This window comes from Larkinella terrae (assembly GCF_009668025.1).
Lineage (GTDB): Bacteria > Bacteroidota > Bacteroidia > Cytophagales > Spirosomataceae > Larkinella > Larkinella terrae.
The window spans coordinates 15,776-36,365 of sequence record NZ_WJXZ01000013.1; the positions used below are offsets into that span (position 1 = coordinate 15,776).

Below are 20,590 nucleotides of genomic sequence, written 5' to 3' on the forward strand. Positions count from 1 at the left end.
TTGTTCATTAACTTAATTGCATGATACGCGGCCTTTCACTACTGCTTGTATGGATTTTGCTTTCTGTACCCAGCGTGTCGGGGCAAACCGTGCAGTGGGCCAGCTCGGTCGTCGGTTTTTCGTCCGAAGGCCGAGGGGAAGCGTATTCGCAGCAATACCGTGCCAACCAGATTTTAGGAAAGCCCAACCGATTGCCGCAGGCTGGCGATAATGTCTGCGCCTGGTCACCGCTCTACCCCGATGGGCCCAACGACGAATGGATCACCGTCCGGTTTGCAAACGTCATTCCGATTCGGCAGATCGCCATTTTTCAGAGCGGCAATCCCGGCGCGGTGAGTCAGGTGCTGGTCATCGACGGTTCGGGGCGGGAAATACCGGTTTACAAAGGAACCCTTACCTCTTCGAGTGCCGAACCCGCAGCAACTCCCCTGCTCCGAATTTTTCCAACCGATCCTTCGTTAACTTCCAATACCATTAAACTGATTGTCAGCCCCAACCGGGTTAAAGGTCCGAACCAGATCGACGCCATCGGAATCTCGTCCGATACGCAACCCATCAACATTTCCATCAATGTTTCCAAAGACGCTCCGAAGGACCTGGTGAAGGAAAACATCGGCCCGCAGGTTAACTCAAAAGGTCAGGAAGTGGCACCGGTTATTTCGCCTGACGGAAAAACCCTGTATTTCACTCGTGGTCAGCACGAACGGAATACCGGCGACCCACGCAGTCAGGACGTCTGGTATTCGGTTCTTCAGCCTAACGGGGAGTGGGGCAGCGCCATCAACATTGGTCCTCCGATCAACACCACCGCCGACAATGCCGTCAGCGGAATGTCGCCGGATGGCCGGACAATTTACCTCATCAACGTTTACAAACCGGATGGTTCAATTACGTACGGTTTATCTAAATCGACTTTAGGTAAAAACGGCTGGTCGTTTCCGGTGGAATGCGTGATTGCAAACAACCACAATCTGCACAAAAACGCCTACACCGAATACGCCATTGTGCCCGACGGCAAAACCATGATTTTATCGGTTCAACGCAGGAACTCGCTGGGGAACAAGGATTTGTATGTTTCATTTCTCCAACCCAATCAAACCTGGAGCGAACCGCAGAGCATGGGTCCCATGTTGAACACGGCGGATTACGAAGGGGCACCCTTCGTTGCTTCCGATTCCCGAACGCTCTATTTTACGTCGGCCGGGCGTCCTGAATACGGCAACGGGGATATTTTCGTCAGCCGCCGTCTCGATGACACCTGGACCAATTGGTCGGAACCGGAAAATCTCGGCCCGGACATCAACACCCCGGAATGGGACGGTTATTTTACCATTCCGGCCACCGGCGACTACGCCTACCTGAGTTCCATCCAGAATTCGATGGGTGGCGAAGACATTTTCCGATTGAAACTTTACCCGGCCATTAAACCCGATCCGGTCGCGATTGTGTCCGGTCAGGTCATTGACGGCGTCAACAAAAAACCGGTTGCTGCGGAGGTCATTTCGACAATCCTGCCCGACAACAAAGAAAACAGCCGGGTCAGTTACGATCCCGAAACCGGTGATTACAAGTTGCTGCTGGCCATGAAAGATAGTTATAACCTGACGGCCAAACGGGAAGGCTATTTCACGACAACGGAGCTGGTCGACCTCAGCAAAGACAAGCGGTTTAAGGAAATTCGCAAAAATTTGACACTATTCCCGATCAAAACCGGTCAGCGCGTGGTCCTGCGTGAGGTGCTGTTCGAGCAGAGCAAAGCTGTCCTGATTGAGGGTTCCAACGCCGAACTCGACCGGGTTGTTCAGATGCTGAACGACTACCCGACGATGGAGATTCAGGTAGATGGACACACTGATAATCAGGGTGTTTGGGATTTAAATATGAAGCTATCGCAGGATCGGGTGCGGGTGGTGAAAGAATACCTGATGGAAAAGGGGATTCCGGATGCCCGCATCCAGACGAAAGCCTGGGGGCCGAGCAAACCCATTGCCAGCAACGAGACGGAAGAAAAGCGTCGGCTGAACCGGAGAGTAGAATTTACCATTCTTAAAATGTAAAGTCCCACAAATCGGTTTATTTTTGCCCACCAAAGCTAGTTTTCTCTACTTAATGTCTTTTTCGCCACACCGTCGAACGCATATCTTCATCCTGGCCGGAATCATGCTTCTGGCATTTATTCTCCGAATTTACCGCCTGGATACGTACGGTCTCTGGTTTGATGAAAAAGCGACCTTGCTGGTGAGTCAGGGTATTGTAATGGAAGGTTCCAACCAGAAAGACGTATTTGACAAGGCGGCCGTCGGCTATTTCACCCCGCAGGAATTCTGGAAACCCAAGACCTTTGCCGATTTTATCGAGGCCAATATCAAAAGCGACATCGGCAACAGCCCGGCCTATTACGGCCTGATCTGGCTCTGGATAAAGCTGTTCGGCCTGAGCGATTTCTCCCTCCGGTTCTTTTCCGTCATTTTCAGCCTGTTAACCATTCCGTTGCTGTACCAGTTCGTAACCCGGCATTTCCGGATGCCGCCCCAACAGGCTTCCCGTCTGGCATTGATCAGCTGCTTTCTGGCCGCTATCGAACCTTTTTTTGTCGCCCAGAGCCACATTGCCCGCAACTACACCATGACGTTCTTTCTGACGTTACTGGCTACCCATATTTTCCTGATTATTCTTGAAAAAGAAACCTCCGGCAAACGGGACTCACCCGTTCGGCTGTATGTTTTCTATTCTTTTCTGGTGGCGGTTTCGCTGCTCTCCCACTACCTGACGCTGACGGTTTTTCTGGCCCACGGTTTATACGCTCTGCTGTACGTTCGTAAGCTGGGGATCTGGACCCGATTGGCGTTTTCCGCGATTATCGCCGTTGGGTTTGTATCGCTCTGGTTTATCTACGGCGGTGGCAAATACACGTTTTTCAGCCTGAACCATCAGGCAAAACTGTACCTGAGCATTGCCCTGACCAATCCAGTCAACAACGGTTTTGGGCTGATTTTACCGGCCACGGTTCCCAATGTTTTCTGGCGGTCCTTACCGGTTTTTAGCGACTTGGTGCTTTTCACCAACGGCCTGGCAACAACGGTGGTCGGCTACCGGAATGCTGCGCTGGCGTTGGGAATCGGATTGATCGCAACGGCTTTGCTGATCCGGTATCGCCAGCAACAACAACCACCGGTTTGGGTTAAAATCGCCTTTCCCGTACTTTTTGCAGCTGGATTGCCCCTGTATAGCATCAATCAGGTCCAACACCTGGTTTTCTCGGCAGCAATTCCGTTCTTTTATCTCATGGTAACAGCCCTGCTGGAAGACGTGGAACGCCGGAATCGGCCGCTTCTGGTTTTCCTGGTGATTCTGGCGCTGGTTCCAACGCTTTTTTTATTACTGATGGCCTTCCGCTCGGGTCATACCTACGGGATTACGCAACGGTATTCGGGCTTTTCGTTTCCGTATGTTTTTATTCTAACCGCTTTATTATTGATCAAAATCGGGTCACTTCCCTCCTGGTTTCGAAACCCGTTATTCGCGATTCTGGCGCTGCAAACCATCTCTCTGATAACCTTGCTGGGACGAATCTATAACGATGTGGAACCCAAATATTCCATGGCGCCTTTAACCCGGAAACCCAACCCGTTTCGGGAATCAGCCATGAAAATTCAGGAGCTATACGCGGAAGGCGATACGGTTTTGTATCCGTCGTTACGGCGGCATGAATACACCGAAATCGACAAAATTGGGCGTAATTTTTCCGTGATCGACGCCCAGATGGCCAATATCTATTTACCGAAGGACGCGACGTATTACCAGCGCATCGACCCTGGGGAACCCAATAAGATTGTACTCGTCAAAGGCAGGACCGGCCAGAAAATCACTATCTTTGACCTTGAAGGAATGAAATACAGGTATTAAAAATGACTTCAACAGCCACAAACACCGATATTACGACCCTCAGCGGCCAATTGCGCCTGAAGGTTCTGGAATTGTATAATATGGCGCACGCCGGTCACATCGGCTGTTCGCTGAGTTGCCTCGATATGATGATTGCCACGCTGATTCTGCGGAAACAGGCGGAGGATACGTTCATTCTGTCGAAAGGTCATGCGGCAGCGGCCTTGTACACCTGTCTGAATCACCTGGGCGAGATTTCAGACGAACAGTTGCATACATTTTACAAGAACGGCACCACGCTGCCCGCCCACCCGGCTCCCAACAAGCACAAGGGCATTCCGTTCGCAACCGGCTCCCTCGGGCACGGTTTTCCGATTGCCGCGGGAATTGCCCACGCTAATAAATTGCAAGGCAATCAGCATGCCGTTTATGTGCTGATGTCGGACGGCGAAACCAACGAAGGAACGACCTGGGAAGCAGCCCATTACGCATTGCAGCAAGGTCTGGATAATCTGGTGGTGCTGATCGACAAAAACGGTTTGCAGGGGTTTGGCCACACCGCCGACGTGTTCGGCGATACCGCCGATGTTGCCAAATGGACAGCCATCGGTTTTGAAGTGGTAGAAGCCGACGGCCACGATGTCGAAGGCTTGCTGGTCAAACTCGATACGCTCCGGCTGCAAACCAACGGCAAACCGAAAGTGATCATTTCGCACACGGTCAAAGGAAAAGGTGTTTCCTACATGGAAAACCGGCTCGAATGGCACTATTTACCGATGACGGCCGAGCTGTACGAGCAGGCGCGCACGGACATTCACGACCGGTATTTTGCTGTTTAACCTGAATAGACCTGACAGGTTTTTAAAACCTGTCAGGTCCTGGTCTTGTCAATTCACCTATTCATCAACAGTAACCATCTGATTCCAAATCGCATACGGTTTTTATCCTGCTATTTATTTTCGTTGCACCGAATCCTGGAAAAAACCGGTTCGGCAGAATGAAAACCAAGGTGCTACCGCTCTATACAACCTCTAATGTCTGAACAAAACCTACCATACCGGGATAAAATTCTCCAGCTAAAAGGGCCCATTTTCGTTTTCGGAGCCAGCGGCTTTATCGGCGCTAATTTATTCGACCAGATTTTTCAACTCCGCAAGGATTGTTACGCGCTCACCCACGATGCGACGAAAGCCTGGCGGCTGAAACTGCTCGATGTTCCGGCCGAAAATGTCGTTCACTGCGATATCCTCTCCAACAATTCGGTTCAGGGAATTTTTGAACGGTATAAACCTCGCACCATCTTCAATCTGGCGGCTTACGGGGCATATAGCAAACAGAAAAACGTCAATCTGACGTACGAAACCAATGTCAACGGTACGGTCAACATTCTGGAGAATTGTACTCCCGAAACCGTTTATATTCACGCCGGGAGTAGTTCGGAATACGGTTTCAACTGCACGGCGCCGAAGGAAACCGACCGCGTCGAACCCAACAGCCATTACGCCGTTTCGAAAGTTTCAGCGGCCTACATGCTGGAATTTTACGCCCGCGTTCACGGCCTGAATACGCTGAATCTGCGGCTATACTCGATTTATGGCGGCTGGGAAGAACCCGACCGGCTCATTCCCCGGCTGGTAGAAGAAGCCCGGAAGAACAATTTGCCTCCGCTTGTTTCGCCCGACATCAGCCGCGACTTTGTCTATATCGACGATTGCGTCGAAGCCTTCGTTCAGGCGGCTTTGCAAGTCAACAAAACCATTAGCGGCCGTTCCTACAACATTGCAACCGGTCGGAAAACGACCATGCGGGAGTTGGTAGAGGAAACCCGTCAGGCTTTCGGCCTGTCAATCGAACCCGTCTGGGGCAGCATGGGAAACCGGAACTGGGACCTCAGCGACTGGTACGGCGATCCCGTAGCGGCCAATACCGACCTTGCCTGGAAAGCCCGCACCCCACTCGTCGTCGGGCTGCAAAAAACCGCCGAATGGCAGGTTCAACAAGATTATGCCGATCGCGTGCTTCCGGCGTTCGCCAACCCAACGTTGAATCCGGTAATTACGGCAATCATTGCCTGTTACAAAGACGCCCAGGCCATTCCGTACATGTACGACCGACTGGTGAAGACATTCAATGAAATGAAAGTTCGGTACGAAATCATTTTCGTTAACGACAATTCGCCGGATAATCAGGAGGAGGTCATCGACGGGATTTGTGCGCGAGATCCGAATGTTATCGGCATTACGCATTCGCGCAACTTCGGTTCCCAGTCGGCGTTTCTGAGCGGTATGGAAATATCGTCGGGCGACGCGGTGGTGTTGATGGACGGCGATCTGCAGGACCCACCCGAAATCATTCCCCGTTTCTACGAAAAATGGCAGCAGGGATTCGACGTGACGTACGGCGTTCGGGTGCAGCGCGAAATGCCCGCGCACGTTCACTTCTTTTACCGGACGTTTTACCGGCTTTTCAAGAAAATGTCGTACATCAACATCCCGGTCGATGCCGGTGATTTCTCGATGATCGACAAAAAAGTGGTTCGCGAACTCGTTGCCCTGCCCGAAACGGAGCAGTTTCTGCGCGGACTGCGGGCCTGGGTTGGTTTCAAGCAAACCGGTGTCGATTACGTCCGGCCGGAACGGATGTTTGGCGTTTCGACCAACAACTGGACCAAGAACATCTGGTGGGCAAAAAAGGCCATTTTCTCGTTCAGCTTTGCCCCGCTCGAACTGATGTCCTACGCCGGTTTTATCCTGACGGGACTTTCGCTGGTCGGCATTCTGTGGCAGATTCTGGCTAAATTTGTATTCTTCCCGAACACGCCCGCCGGTTTGTCAACGGTGATCATTCTGGTGATGCTGTTCGGCGGTATTAACCTCCTGGGCGTATCATTCCTGGGGGAATACATCAGTAAGATATTCGAGGAAACGAAAAAACGGCCCAAGTTCATCCGGACGAAAGTTCGTAAAGGCGGGCAGCTCTACAAAACCGCATCCGAAATCCGGGCGCTGGTGGAAGCGAGAAAAACAAAATAGGGATTTAAAGTTGTTTCGCGGACGGGGCCGCCCATGCGGCTAAACGGAGGAAAACAGAGTTAAGCAGAGTTCTGAATATGCTCCGCTTAGCTCAATTGTTCTCCGCTTAGCTCCGCGAAACTAAAAACTTACCAAAATGCGGAAAGAATTTTCAGCTGCCATCGAGCGCCTGGTTGCGAGCGATGAGCAAATCATCTTCATCACGGGCGATCTGGGCTATGCGGCCCTTGAAAATGTCGCGGCTGCCATGGGGCCACGCTTCATCAATGCGGGCGTTGCCGAGCAAAACATGGTCGGTGTTGCCGCCGGAATGGCGTATAAAGGTTATAAAGTGTTCTGTTACAGCATCGCACCGTTTGCGGTTTATCGCTGTCTGGAGCAGTTTCGGAACGATGTTTGCCTCCATAATTTACCGGTTTTTCTGGTCGGCAACGGGGGCGGTTACGGTTACGGCATCATGGGTTCAACTCACCACGCCATTGAAGACCTGGCCTGCCTGAGCGGTTTACAGAACGTGAAAACCTGGATCCCGGCCTTTGCCGACGAAATCGATTCCATTGTTGATTCGATCGTCGCCGAAGGTCGACCGGCTTATTTGCGGCTGGGCGCGGGTCCGAAAACCCCTGAAGGCAGCGAAACCACCGGTTCGTTCAAGAAAGTGGCCAGCAGCGAAAACCCCAAAGGAACCGTCGTGGCGCTGGGTCCGGTGGCTGCGAATGTCCTGAAAGCCCTGCAAACCTCCGACGCGCTAGGCAATCAGTTCGACGTTTACACGGCCCTGAACCTGCCGCTTGAATTGCCCGCGAACTTGGGTAAACAATGGGCCGAAACGCAGAATCTGCTGATTGTGGAAGAACACGTAAGCATCGGCGGATTAGCGCAGCAGCTCTCCGTTAAATTGCTGGAAAATGGTTTGTCATTCCGGCAGTTTGTGAGCCTGTCGGCGCAGGGATACCCTGACGGTTTATACGGCGACCAGAGTTATCACCAGCAGCAATCCGGTTTGGATACGGCCAGCATTCAGGCAAAACTGGCTGCTTTTCTGTAGGCATGTTAGTACACAGCGTTTATCAGGACGTATCAGGGTTCATCAGAGTGGATTTGTATAGTTGACCGTATGGAACCGAAAACACAATCATTCCCGGTTAAAAACATCCGATCTCAGGCGGTTTCTTCCGCATCTCTTCTGCTGAGCGGACTGGCTTTGCTGGTCCCCGTTCTGGTTTATGGTTTGGTTTTCAGTCGCTACGCCATCAATGTTCCGAAGTTCGATGACCACGCGTTAAAGGCATTTCTCCTGAAACTGGATCAGGCCGAATCGTTGCGCGACCAGATTTACGAATTTTTCGCCCAGCACAACGAACACCGAATTTTTTACGACCGCCTGATTTCCTGGCTGGATTATCACCTGACCGGCAAACTCAATTTTGTGCACCTCATGCTGGTAGGCAACCTGAGTTTGGTGCTGCTCTTACTGGTGTTTATCAGGGCTTTGCGCCAGGCTGGAGTTTCTCTCTGGATGGCTTTGCCGGTGTCGCTGCTCCTGTTTAATCTCTCCCATTGGGAAAATACGTTCTGGGGCATGGCGGCTCTGCAAAACTTCACCGTCGTGGCGCTGGCCGTGGCAACGTTCTACGAACTTTCGTTCAAAAACCGGGTTGGCTGGCTGGCCATTGCGCTGGCGGTTTTAGCGACCCTCACCAGCGGGAACGGTTTGCTGATCTGGCCCGTCGGACTGATTCTGATTTTTCTGCGGCAGGATTACGTTGGCGTCCTCCGCTGGTTATTAGCCCTGGCCATTACCTTCCGGCTCTATTTTTTGGATTATCAAAAACCGGCCGGGAATCCGCCCGATCCGGGTTCGTTGCTGGCTCAACTCCACGGCTGGCTGCTTTTCAACGGCGCGGCCGCCGAGGCTTTTCCGGTCCGGAACTTCCTGCTGACCTGCCTTTTGCTGGGTGGAATTATCATCGCGCTGGCAGCTTTTTTTGGAATCCCGGCGGTTGTGGAAAAATTCCGGGGAATCAAGCTGACCGAATGGCAACTGTTCTTCCTCGGCGGAGCGGCTTTTACCATTGGGACCGGTTTAGTTGTGGCTTTCAACCGCGTCGGCTTCGGACTGGGAACCCTGACCACCAGCCGGTACAAGATTTACTCTCTTACGCTGTTGGCTTTTTTGTTCACTTACGGGATTGTTCGCACGAATCCCTCAAAGCGGTTTTTGACCGCCGGACTGGCGACGGTATTCAGTTTTCTGATCGCTTTTTTTTCCTACAGCACATTCCTCGACGAAGCGGTTTACCTGCGGCAGTTCATGAGTACGTACCAGTTCAATTTCACGTTTACTAAGAACTCGACCCAGCCCGCCATCGATCCGGTAACCCGGCAATACGTGCAGAACGCCCCGGCTTTTTACGACGAGCATTTAGCTGAATTACTCACCAGTATCCGCCCGGCTGACCCTATTAAAATTGACTCCGTTTTTAAGTCCGGCACGATTTTCACGGTAATTCAATCCACAATTTCGCCATTCGGTTTGCGCGATGAAGGTTCTTATTTGCTGGCGCGTTCTGCCCAGCGAACGTATTTATTTCCGGTGAAACAGAACCTGAGTCGGAGCCCCCGGGGCTGGTTTTGGCCCCAGCGAATCTTTTCGGGCGGTTTTATTGCCGAAATACCCGAAACCGACCTTGCCCGGGGAAATTACGGACTGTTTGTTCTCACGGTCGAATCCGGTAATTCGGTCAAGCTTCATCCTACGGGACGTACCATCACTGCCTCCGGAGTCAAATACCAACGCCCGGAGTCGAACTGGTAAACGGGTTTGTTGTTTATTGTTCAGCGTTTATAGTTAGCGCGCTTTAAGAAAAATAAACCCTAAACAATAAACTATAAACTCATCCCATGACCCCCACCGCAGCCAAGTCAGGGAATTATTTCGGCCAACTGGACGGGCTGCGCTTTGTGGCGGTTTCGCTGGTGATGGTCGATCACTGGCTGAGCGATCAGGTTCATATTCCGATTGGGTATTTTGGGGTCAACCTGTTTTTTGTACTGAGCGGTTTTCTGATCACCCGAATTTTGATCAACAGCAAACGGCTCGACGAAAAGCTGAATCGCTCGCATGGTTTATCCTTGCGGCAGTTCTACATCCGTCGAAGCCTGCGGATTTTCCCAATCTATTACTTCACGATCTGCATTCTGGCGCTGGTCGGTTATTCCGCCGTGCGGGACCATCTGGGCTGGTTCCTGACGTATACGCCAAATATCTGGATGATCCTGCATCACACCTGGTTCGGGGCCGTCGATCACCTGTGGTCGCTGGCCGTCGAAGAGCAGTATTATCTATTTTTCCCCTTTCTGATTCTTTTTCTCCCCTTCCGGTTTTTTTACCGGATGCTGGTTGTGTTGATTATCTTTTCGATCTTACTGCGGGTTGTCCTGTTCGCGACCGGCGCTTCCTGGATGGTGCAGTTTATGCTGATGCCCACCTGCCTCGACGCTTTTGGAATGGGCGGCATTCTGGCTTACCTGCTGGTTTTCAAGCGGGAGCGGTTCGAAAAAATAAGCAGCAACACGGTTTTCTTCCTGATCAGTTTTGGTTTATACGCCCTCAACCTGTACCTGATGACCGTCACGACGCCCGCCCGAAACGTCTTCACGGATATTTTTGACCGGTTTTTCACCTCCATTTTCTGCTTTTTTATCATCGGTAAAGGTGTCATCGGCTATGAAGGTATTGCCAAACGATTTCTCGAACATCCGGTTAGTAACTATCTCGGCCGAATCAGTTACGGTTTATACCTCTTTCACAATCTGGTTTATAACTTTTACCACACTCCGCCCGATTTCATTACCGTACGGGCCTTCAATCGGCTGTTGCGGGAATTGCCATTCCTGACCGAATTCGGGCTTGTGAGCCTGGCAAAAGTGGTGTTCTTTTATGCCATTACCGTTGCCGTAGCCACGTTTTCGTGGTTTTTGATCGAAAAACCGTTTAATAACCTGAAAGACCGGTTTGCCTACAGTCCTTCCTGAACAATGCGTTCGGTAGCTGGCAAATCTGGGGGAATGTTTGTACTTTTGGCACTTTCCATCAATATATTCACACGTGGACGCAGGGCAATTGGGTTGGTTCAAGCGAGAATCTAAGGACGCAGTTTCACCGAACACCTCTTCTATTTCGACGGATAGCCCGTCGGTTCCCAGCCAGTCGAAAACGGCCATTTCGTACCTGACCCAACTGGATGGCGTCCGGTTCATTGCCGTTGCGCTGGTACTCTACGATCACTGGATGGCCGAGCGCAACTCCATTCCGCTGGGTCCGCTGGGCGTTACCATTTTCTTCGTTCTCAGCGGTTTTCTGATCACCCGGATTCTGCTCAGCAGCAAGGATAAACTAGCGGGTCGGCCCGATCGGTTAAGTTTTTACCTCAAAACGTTCTACATCCGCCGGACGATCCGAATCTTTCCATTATACTATTTTTCGCTGTTCATTCTGTTCGTGTACAATGTGCCGCCCGTTCGCGAAAAACTGGCATGGTGCGTTTTGTACGCAACCAATATTTACATTGCGTATTACCAGGAATGGATGGGTGTGATCGACCATTTCTGGTCGCTCGCCGTCGAAGAACAGGTTTATCTGATTTTCCCGCTTTTACTCTTTTACGTACCGCGTCGGCACGTTCCGCTGACGATGTGGTCTCTGATTGTCTTCAGCGTTATTTTCCGGTATTTCCTCTACGCGCAACACTATTCCTGGGTAGTGGCTTACGTATTCACCCCCGCCTGTCTGGATTCCTTTGGCCTCGGTGCGCTGCTGGCCTATTTGTGGCTTTATCAGAAAGAATGGCTGCACCGGTTGTTCCGCAATTCGAATGGCGTCGTTATCAGTCTGCTGGTTTACATCCTGTTGGTCATCCTTTCAAAGACTTTCGAGGCTCCGCACAACGTGGTTTCGGAAGTCTGGGATCGGCTGGCCGGTTCAGTGCTGGGCTTTTTCCTGATTGGCCGGGCCGCGGTCGGTTTCAAAGGCTGGATGCGCTGGTTTCTGGAAAATCCGGTAAGTCGGTATCTGGGGCAAATCAGTTACGGTTTATATATATTTCATAACCTGGTTTATAACTTTTACCATACGCCCCCCAGCCATCCGACCCTCCGGATCTGGAATAAACTGGCAACGTACGTTCCGGCGATTGATCAGTTCTTTGTATTAAAATTTTTCTATTTTGTGGTTCTGACAATTATCGTAGCTTCGCTGTCGTGGTTTTTGCTCGAAAAGCCCATTAATTCGCTAAAAGACCGGTTTTCTTATTAATCATTTTGGCGGGCAGAGTGGCCCGAAATTCCATTCGATAAATGTTATGGTCTAGGTATTAGAATAAATACTCCCTGTTTCCCTATCTTTGTTTCGTTATGTAATTCATCAAACCGGCAATACGAACTTATCCACAGCATTTTGCTCAACGTTGCCACTATGTTTGCTACCTACCAATGAGTTTACAATTATCAATAGTAATGCCGGCCTACAACGAGGAAGAATGTATCCACGAAGTTGTAGAAACCTGGGTTGATCTGCTCACCCGCCAATTCCCGACCGGAAATACCCGTCTGATCGTCATCAATGATGGTTCCAAAGACCGCACCGGTGCCATTCTGGATTCGCTGAAACCGAAGTATCCGACCAAGCTTGAGGTGGTTCATACGCCCAATGGTGGACACGGTAACGCCGTGGTTCGGGGGTACCGGCACGCCGTTGCGCTGGGTTCGGAATACGTTTTCCAAACCGACAGCGACGACCAGTTCGTTACCGATGACTTTGCGAAATTATGGGCCAAGCGGCACGAGTCGAATTTCATTCTGGGCTATCGCCAGATCCGTTTCGACGCCTTCGCCCGTCTGGTGATTACCCGGATTCTGAAACTGAGCCTTTTCCTGATCTACGGCACGTACATCAAAGACAGCAACATTCCTTTCCGGCTGATCAACGGGGCTTACCTGAAGAAACTGCTGGAACAACTGCCAGATCCAACGCCATTTGCTCCCAATATTTTTCTGGCGGTAATGGCAAAAAAAGCCGGTCAGAAAACATTCGATATTCCCATCGTTCACAAAGAACGCCTGACGGGTACGGTTTCTATTTTACGCTGGAAACTGATCAAGGTTTGTTTGCAGAGTTTCCGCGAACTGGCCGAGTTCCGGATGGATCTGGGTGCGAAAGTGAAGGCCCTGAAAGCCGTCGACGTTAAGCAACCCGTAAAAATATAAATTGAGCGTAAGCGAAAGCAGCGACTCGTTGCCCAGGCGATGACGCAGATTGAACGGATCTCCTCAGATTTTATCTGCGAAAGTCCGCCCGGTCTGCGTTTTGTTTTTAATGACGATTGACTGTTGAAAATTGACCATTGACCGCTGACCATTGACCATTGACTAAAGGATATCAATAGTGGGCCGAGATCAATGGTCGATCGACAATGGTCAATGGTCAAATCTTTGGCCACAACAAACTCAAACCCACTTACATGTCCAAAAAGCAGCTCTGGATTGGCATTGGTGTTTTAGCCCTCATTCTGGGGAGCTATTTTGCTTACCGCTGGTGGAAAGCCCCCGTGCGGTCGGCCTGGATGCTGATTCCGTCGGATGCCCTGCTGGTCATGGAAAGTTCTTCGTTGCAGGATACCATTTCGAAACAGGTCAAGCTGAACGAAATGGCACTGCGGACAACCCCGGTTTTCCAGGAAGCCGTCCGGAATCTCGAAAAATTTGTCTGGTCGCCCCTTGATACCGCCAGCGCACTTCAGTTTTTGCGAGACAAACCCATCTGGTATTCCCTGCATCCTACCTCCAAAGATCGGCTTAACTTTATCTTTTACATTCCCGTCAGTTCTTTGCAGGACCAGCCATTTGTCAACCGGATTCAAAACCCCAATGCCGACCGGTTTCGGGTGCTCAGCCATCCCTACGAAGGAACGCGGATTCATGAATTGCTCACCGTTCAAAACGAATCACTCGGCTCGTTTGTGGTTTTGGATGATTACCTGGTTTGCAGCCCGTCCACCATTTTGATCGAAAGCGTGATTCGACGTATGCAGCAGCCGTTTACAGAAACACCCCTGCAGCGGGCCGATGTTTCGCTCGTCCGGCCGGGAACGCTGGCAGGCATTTACGTGCGCAGTTCAGTGTTAACGGCTATCCTGTCTCCGAAGGATGAAAGCACGGATTACCAGTCCAAATATATTAAGGCGCTGTTACCGACCGAGTTACTGTCCCGATTCCGGCAATCGCCTTCCCACTCCCACCTCATCGGACTTTCGACGGATGACATTGGCGCCAAAACCGCCCTTGCAAATCTGTTCGATCGGCAAACGCCTTTACGAATAAACTGCGGTAATCTGATACCGGACCAAACCACAACATTTTTCCACTTCAGCCTGAGCGACGGACCGCGATTTGGCAAAGCACTCACGGCTTTCATTAATTCAGAAGACGAAGCCGACACGCGGGAAGGCCGCCGAAAACTGCGACCACTGCTTCAGAACGAGGAAAACGGCATTTATAAATACATCGGCAACGAGATTGCCCTGCTCCGTTTAGACGCGCCTTCGGCCGACCGGCGGCTGGTGATGCTGATTCATTCGCCGAACGTCGACCGCTTGTGGGACCGGTACCAGCTCGCGGCCCTGCTGACTTCCGGAACCGACCACGTTTCGAATACAAAACCGTTTCTGCGCTATCGGATTTCGTCCATCGACGCGCCCAATTTACCGGCTTACCTCTTTGGCGGTTTGTTTCGCGGTTTTGAGCAAAACTGGCTGGCCCAGGTCGGTGATTATCTGGTGATTGCGAATGGTCAGGGCGTTTTACAGGAATATTTACAATCCGTCGATCAGGGCACGGTCTGGTCGGAATCATTCCGGCAACGGGATTTGCTGAGCCAAACCCTGCGGCCATCCAACTTTACGGCCTACACCCGGTTTTCACGGGCCGGGGAATCGGTGGCGGCCAACTGGCCTCAATCGTGGCAATTCCTGCTCAATCATGACGAAACCGCCCTGGATAACGTGGAAAACCTGATTTACCAAAGCACGTACGGGCGCGAGCGGATTTACTCCACGCTCATTCTGGGCCACACCACCCGGCGCGCCAGCGAAGCGGTTTTGAACCGGGTTTTCCTGCAACGCAAAATCTCGCTGGATGCTCCCCTGCTGAGTCAGCCGATGGTAATTGGGGATTTTATCGGCAGTTCGGGAGCTATTTGGGCGGTTGATAATGCCCGACAATTTATTCTGATCACGCCCGAAGGCGAAAAACACACGCTGGGAACGGTTAATGGCCCGGTCGTAAGTGCGCTGGTGCCGGTCGATTTTCTGACCAATGATCGTTTGCAATACGCTTTTACCACGCCGAGTTCGCTGTATATCGCCGATCCGGTCAATGGTTTGGCCAAGCTTCAGTCGATTCCATTGCCAGAAGGACTCTTGCCAAATACCCTGATGGCCCCCCGTCGCGACCAAAACCGGAACCTGATCCTGCTGTTGATGCATCAGAATGGGAGCGTATACGGTTACGACCGCCAGAAAAAGCAGTTTGTCCGGCAATTTGCGGTGAACAATAGCGGTGTTGAGGGCGTCTCTGACTTTCACGCCACGGTTCGCAATCAATCGCTGTCGGTGGTGTCGGCTCAGAAAGAGGGGCGGCTGTTTTACTGGAATGAAAACGGAGGTTCGGTCAGCGGTTTTCCGCTTGATTTAAAAACAGAATTGATCGGTCCGGCCTGGCTCGAAAACGGCAACCCGGCAACCCTGACCACGCTAACGAAACAAGGGGAATTGATTCACGTAGGTGCCGACGGACAGATTCAGGAACGAACGCAGCTTTTCCGCCCCATTCGGCGCGGTTCGTTCCGGTTGTTACCCGAGGTCAATCAGAACGGTTATTTGTTACTGCGGTCATCGGACACGGAAGCCGCAATTCTGGATCGAAAAGGCAATTCGTTGTTTGAAGTCCGCGGATTGCGCCCCGGCCAGACGACCATCCGGTATCACGTTTTAGGCTCTGGCATTAACCTGATCAGCGTCAAATCCGGTAATTTTACCAGCCTGTACGACCTGGCCGGTCGTCCGGTAGGTGACCGGCCCATTCCTGGAGCCTATCCGGTGGGTCTTCAATTTTCGCCCACCCGAAATAAATTGTTTGTGTACAGTACGGATAACAAAGCCGTCCAGATCTGGTCGGTCAAGTTACGATAAAAGCATTGGTATGAAGATTGGCGTCATTGCGCGGTATTTGATATTGCTGGTTTCCATTCTCATTTACGTCGGAAGTTGTTCGACCGATGTGATGAATTCGGTTCAACGTGAGGGACTTATCCCGGACGATTACCGGTTTGGGGATTTGTACCGGATGGCGAATTTACCCCAGTTTAAAGCGCGGCAAATTCCCTGTCCACCCGCTTATCCGGCCAACGCGCCCCGCAAACCCATTCATTTTTACATCATTGGCGACAGTTTTTCCGAACCGCCCCGCGTGACGATCAAGGATTTACCGGTGGAACATTTTCACCGCACGAAATGGGGATTTAACCGACGCGTTCAACTGGATACGACCCGAACCAATGTGTTGGTTATCGAAACGGTTGAACGCCATTTTCGGGATCAGTTCGGCCGCTACATCAACGATCTGGAAGTGGTGCCGGATACGACTACCATCGCGCCCAAACCCGAAAACCGCCTGACCTGGCAGGCATTTTCAAAAGGAATGGAAACGCTCTTTTCCCGGGATGCCGTTGAGGCCCGTTTGGAAACCATTCTTTTTTTTACAGATTGGGCGCTCTGGTTCAAAGACCTGAAAGGCCGGCTGACCCTGGACTGGTTTGGTCGGGTGAACCCCAAAACTACTCTCACACCCGATGGAAAGCATCTTTTGTATTACCTGGATACGGATACTTCCCTAACCAATTCTTCCTTCAAACCGATGCCGGAGATGTTGCTGAATCGATACATCGACAGCGTCAATGTGGTGGCCGATCGCTATAAAAAAGCCGGTTTTGATCAGGTTTATCTTTCCATTATCCCCAATAAAACCAGCATTTACGCTCCAAACATGGGACCATTGCCGTACAACCACCTCATCGAACGTGTACAGCATAGCCCCCGCTTAACGATTCCAACCATCGATATCTACACGCCCTATAAAGCCAGCCGGATTCCCTTGTATGAAACCAGCGATGCCCACTGGAACTGCGCTGGCCGGGCCATCTGGATGAAAGCCGTAACCAATCGGTTAAATGAAATAAGCGCGACAAAGCAGTAATTTTCTCAATTGACGAGCAGGTCACGCCGGATAAAACTGTAACCGCCCGGTTTGGGTCCATCCTTTTTTATAAAAGCCGGAGGTGGATTTTGAATAAACCGCTGAAGACTGGTATCGGCTTTGTAATAATCCAGAATAATAGGTCGGAAAACGATCAGATTGATGTCTTTCTGGTCCACAAATTTGAAGAAATCGGTATTGCGGGGATAGTCGGCGTAGGAAACCGCATTGCCCCCGATATAGGTAATTAACTGGTCTTTGTTATCGAAAATCCGGATACGATCTTTGTCTTTTACCGGCGCCGTCAGGTCTTTTACGTATTCAACCAATTCATTGTCGCCCGGCATTTTTGGAACCTGCCGTTTCCACCCCCACAGGAGAAATAAAGCGATTCCAGTTAGGAAGATAAATTGCAGGCCATATTTCACGCCCGGTCTGGTTAAAGCCTCCCACGACATCCGATGAACGAGCCAGGGCCGCAGATGAATGCTTGTTACAAGCAAACCAATGAAAAGCGGAAAGAAAAAATAAAACGGAGGCAAATACCGGATTTTTGTTCCCATTGAATACACCGAACTGATGCAGGGAGCCAGAATTGCCAGACTCGACATCAAATAGGGTAGCGGGTTTTTAGTCACTTCGGCAGCCAGATTCTGTGCGGTTTTCCGGAAAGAAACTACAGCTATTCCGATAATTAAAAGGAGAATCCAGGCTAATTTAATATAAAAAACACGCTCAATAAATCGCAAACCTGGCAGCTTACTCACCGGTTCAACGTACGAATAAATGATGTTCAACAGTTGCTTACTCAGGTTGGTAATATTAAAAAGGATGTGATTTTCAATCACTAAAGCCGGATGTTTGACCAGAGCATCGGCGAAACCCTTGACGGGTTCGCCAAAAATAATGCGCGACATAACTTCGTAATCCACCCAATTATTGTAGGGTTTCAACCGTTCATCTTCCATGTGCTGCATATTGTAGTTATAGGAAAAATCCTGCTTGAAGGCACTTTGACCTTTATCAGACAGAGGACTTCCTATTCCGAAGAAAATAAGTAAGATTCCAACGGTTATACCGGCCAGCGGAAGAGGTGATTTTCGGAATCGAATGGTGGCCCCGATTAAAACCGCCATACATAAGCCGAACGAGACAATAACTTCGGGCCGGATGTAGGTAAAAACGAAGTAGCTAAACGTGGTGATCACTAAAGCCTTGTAAATCTGATTTCTGAAATATCGATCGCAGACGATGTATAAAATCAGGGTCGACAGAAACAGAAAAATCGAAACTTTGACGCCCTGAGGGAAATTAATTTGAGAAAAATGGAATACCAATGCGCTGTATAGGGCCCACCACCAGCGAAAACCGGCGAGTCGAATGGCTATATAAATGGCCAGCGTCGTCAACGATGACATCAGCACCATATTCAGGTAATAAAGCCGGACGGTATCGCTTTCAAAAAAGGAAAGAAATTTATACCAGAGTGAATAAATTGGGCCCCAGTCGGTTTGCAATCCCAGTCGAAAACCGGTTATTCCCTGGTACATATAAAAACCCTCATCGCCCATTTCGATGTTGGAAATGGCCGTTATCTGGTGGTTTAATACGTAGCTGGCCAGGGCAATTAAAAACAGGCTGATTCCATCGAAATAGCGGTCTTTCATTCGTTGCAGATAACTAGTAGATACGAAATAAAAAAAGCCTTTTATCGGATCGATAAAAAGCTTTGGAATGTAGGATGTAGCGGGCTCGAACCGCTGACCTCCGCCCTGTCAAGACGGCGCTCTGAACCAACTGAGCTAACATCCTGTCGTGGTTTCAGGGTCACAAAATTAGGAGATTTCTTCGGTTTCCAAACGTACCCGGTAAACTTTTTGTGAAGGAATTCGCCACAATAGCAGTAAACCAGCCACAAAAAGCACCAGCAAAGCCAGGACGCTGTTGCGCATGCTGCCGGTGATCTGCTCGATCAATCCGTACATGAGCGTGCCGATGACAATGGATAATTTCTCAGTGACATCGTAAAAGCTAAAATAAGAAGCCGTGTCCTGCGTGGTGACTGGAATCAGTTTGGAGTAAGTGGCCCGCGAAAGTGCCTGGATACCGCCCATGACCAGTCCGACCACCACCGCCAGCGCATAAAACTGATTTTCGCTCATGACGTAATAGGCGCCAACACAAATCCCGATCCAGACCGTGACCGCAATCATTAGAGCGTAAATGTTACCGAACCGTCCGGACAAACGCGCGAACAGGATGGCCCCCGGAATCGCAATCAACTGAATCAATAAGATCGTGATAATCAGGCTCTGAGCGGGCAGTTTCAGTTCGTCGCTGCCAAAAATGGTGGCAATGTACATCACAGTTTGAACCGCCATGTTGTAAATAAAAAACGCGAGCAGGAATTTCTTTAAAAGCCGTTGTTTCTGCACGTCCAGGTACACTTTTTTCAGTTCCCGAAAGCCATTGAAAATCCAGCTGTTGGAGGTCGACGTTCGGATTCGCCGTTCGGCGTTGGGCAAATACCGGAATGAAAGCTGGGCAAATCCAAACCACCAGAGTCCGACGGTCAGAAATGAAATGCGGGAAGCCGTTGCGCCGGACATGCCGCCGTACCATTGCGGAAACAAAATCATGGTCAAATTGAAAACCATCAGGAGCACACTGCCAATGTAGCCCATCGTATACCCGCGCGCACTCACCCGGTCGATCTGGTCTTCGGTGACAATTTCGGGCAAATACGAGTTGTAAAAAACGATACTTCCCCCCCAGCCTACCAAACTCAGAATGAAACAGAAAACCGCAAAGGTGGTCGTTTCCTTGGTGAAAAAATACAGAAGTGAACAACTTATTGAACCCAGCAGACAGAAGAATTTCATGAACGACTTTTTCTGACCGCTGTAATCCGCCAGAGCCGAGGAAAACGGACTCAGCAGCGCAATCAGCAGGAAGGAAACCGAAACGGAATAGGAAAACAAAACCGAATTTTTGACCGAAAATCCCAGAAAATCGATGACGTTTCCGCCGGACTCATTCAGGGCTGTTGCACTGAAATAAACCGGAAAGATGCTGGAAACGATGACCAGAGAATGCACGGAATTCGCCCAGTCATAGAGACACCAGGCATTGATGGTACGGGGGTTGTTCTTCATGGGCGGAAGGATTCCGGAAATTTAGGGGTGAATATAAGGATGTTCCGGCAAGCCTTCAATGCTCCACTCTTTTTTATCCTGCTTCGCAGCGTCTTAAAAGCACCAATATCCCCGGTCCAAACCCTGGAATCACGATCAAAAATAACCGTCAGCCTAAACTTCTGGCAATTATTGCCGGTTAGACAGTAAGTTTGCTCCGTTTTGACG

13 protein-coding genes and 1 tRNA gene are annotated in these 20,590 nt (G+C 50.5%); 11 read left to right on the forward strand and 3 right to left on the reverse strand.

All coding sequences use genetic code 11. The features are described from left to right. Positions 1-56 precede the first annotated feature (56 nt). The 11 genes from GJJ30_RS20580 to GJJ30_RS20630 all read left to right on the forward strand — a co-directional run bounded on the left by GJJ30_RS20580 (position 57) and on the right by GJJ30_RS20630 (position 17,228). Positions 57-2,057, forward strand: coding sequence for an OmpA family protein (locus tag GJJ30_RS20580; protein ID WP_310588347.1), 2,001 nt, complete (start codon positions 57-59; stop codon positions 2,055-2,057). A gap of 52 nt (positions 2,058-2,109) precedes the next feature. Continuing rightward, a complete protein-coding gene (locus tag GJJ30_RS20585) occupies positions 2,110-3,906 on the forward strand; it encodes a glycosyltransferase family 39 protein (RefSeq protein ID WP_154177079.1) in 1,797 nt (598 codons plus the stop codon). Between the two features lie 2 nt (positions 3,907-3,908). Further along, on the forward strand, positions 3,909-4,724 hold the full coding sequence (locus GJJ30_RS20590) for a transketolase (protein ID WP_154177080.1): 816 nt from the start codon (positions 3,909-3,911) through the stop codon (positions 4,722-4,724). A 195-nt stretch (positions 4,725-4,919) separates the two neighbouring features. Further along, a complete protein-coding gene (locus GJJ30_RS20595; protein WP_154177081.1) occupies positions 4,920-6,917 on the forward strand; it encodes an NAD-dependent epimerase/dehydratase family protein in 1,998 nt (665 codons plus the stop codon). A 136-nt stretch (positions 6,918-7,053) separates the two neighbouring features. Further along, on the forward strand, positions 7,054-7,965 hold the full coding sequence (locus GJJ30_RS20600; protein ID WP_154177082.1) for a transketolase family protein: 912 nt from the start codon (positions 7,054-7,056) through the stop codon (positions 7,963-7,965). Positions 7,966-8,034: 69 nt separating this feature from the next. Beyond that, positions 8,035-9,735: a hypothetical protein gene (locus GJJ30_RS20605; RefSeq protein WP_154177083.1), complete on the forward strand. Its 1,701-nt coding sequence runs from the start codon at positions 8,035-8,037 to the stop codon at positions 9,733-9,735. A gap of 86 nt (positions 9,736-9,821) precedes the next feature. Continuing rightward, positions 9,822-10,955 (forward strand): acyltransferase family protein, encoded by a 1,134-nt coding sequence (locus GJJ30_RS20610; protein ID WP_154177084.1) that lies wholly within the window; start codon positions 9,822-9,824, stop codon positions 10,953-10,955. A 73-nt stretch (positions 10,956-11,028) separates the two neighbouring features. Beyond that, positions 11,029-12,234, forward strand: a complete 1,206-nt coding sequence (locus GJJ30_RS20615) for an acyltransferase family protein (protein ID WP_310588348.1) — start codon at positions 11,029-11,031, stop codon at positions 12,232-12,234. A gap of 176 nt (positions 12,235-12,410) precedes the next feature. Beyond that, positions 12,411-13,184 (forward strand): glycosyltransferase family 2 protein, encoded by a 774-nt coding sequence (locus tag GJJ30_RS20620; RefSeq protein ID WP_154177085.1) that lies wholly within the window; start codon positions 12,411-12,413, stop codon positions 13,182-13,184. 254 nt (positions 13,185-13,438) lie between these two features. Further along, the gene (locus tag GJJ30_RS20625; RefSeq protein ID WP_154177086.1) at positions 13,439-16,165 is read left to right on the forward strand and encodes a hypothetical protein; all 2,727 of its coding nucleotides are present in this window, start codon (positions 13,439-13,441) and stop codon (positions 16,163-16,165) included. Positions 16,166-16,175: 10 nt separating this feature from the next. Beyond that, complete coding sequence (locus GJJ30_RS20630; RefSeq protein ID WP_154177087.1) at positions 16,176-17,228, forward strand: alginate O-acetyltransferase AlgX-related protein; 1,053 nt, start codon at positions 16,176-16,178, stop codon at positions 17,226-17,228. A gap of 5 nt (positions 17,229-17,233) precedes the next feature. Here the strand turns inward: GJJ30_RS20630 and GJJ30_RS20635 are convergent, their stop codons facing one another. The 3 genes from GJJ30_RS20635 to GJJ30_RS20645 form a co-directional block, all read right to left on the reverse strand. Then, positions 17,234-18,895 carry a hypothetical protein gene (locus GJJ30_RS20635; protein ID WP_154177088.1) on the reverse strand — a complete coding sequence of 554 codons (1,662 nt, stop codon included), beginning with the start codon at positions 18,893-18,895 and terminating at the stop codon, positions 17,234-17,236. Between the two features lie 70 nt (positions 18,896-18,965). Further along, positions 18,966-19,040: transfer RNA gene (locus tag GJJ30_RS20640), tRNA-Val, on the reverse strand. 23 nt (positions 19,041-19,063) lie between these two features. Then, positions 19,064-20,383 (reverse strand): MFS transporter, encoded by a 1,320-nt coding sequence (locus GJJ30_RS20645; protein ID WP_154177089.1) that lies wholly within the window; start codon positions 20,381-20,383, stop codon positions 19,064-19,066. Positions 20,384-20,590 lie beyond the last annotated feature (207 nt).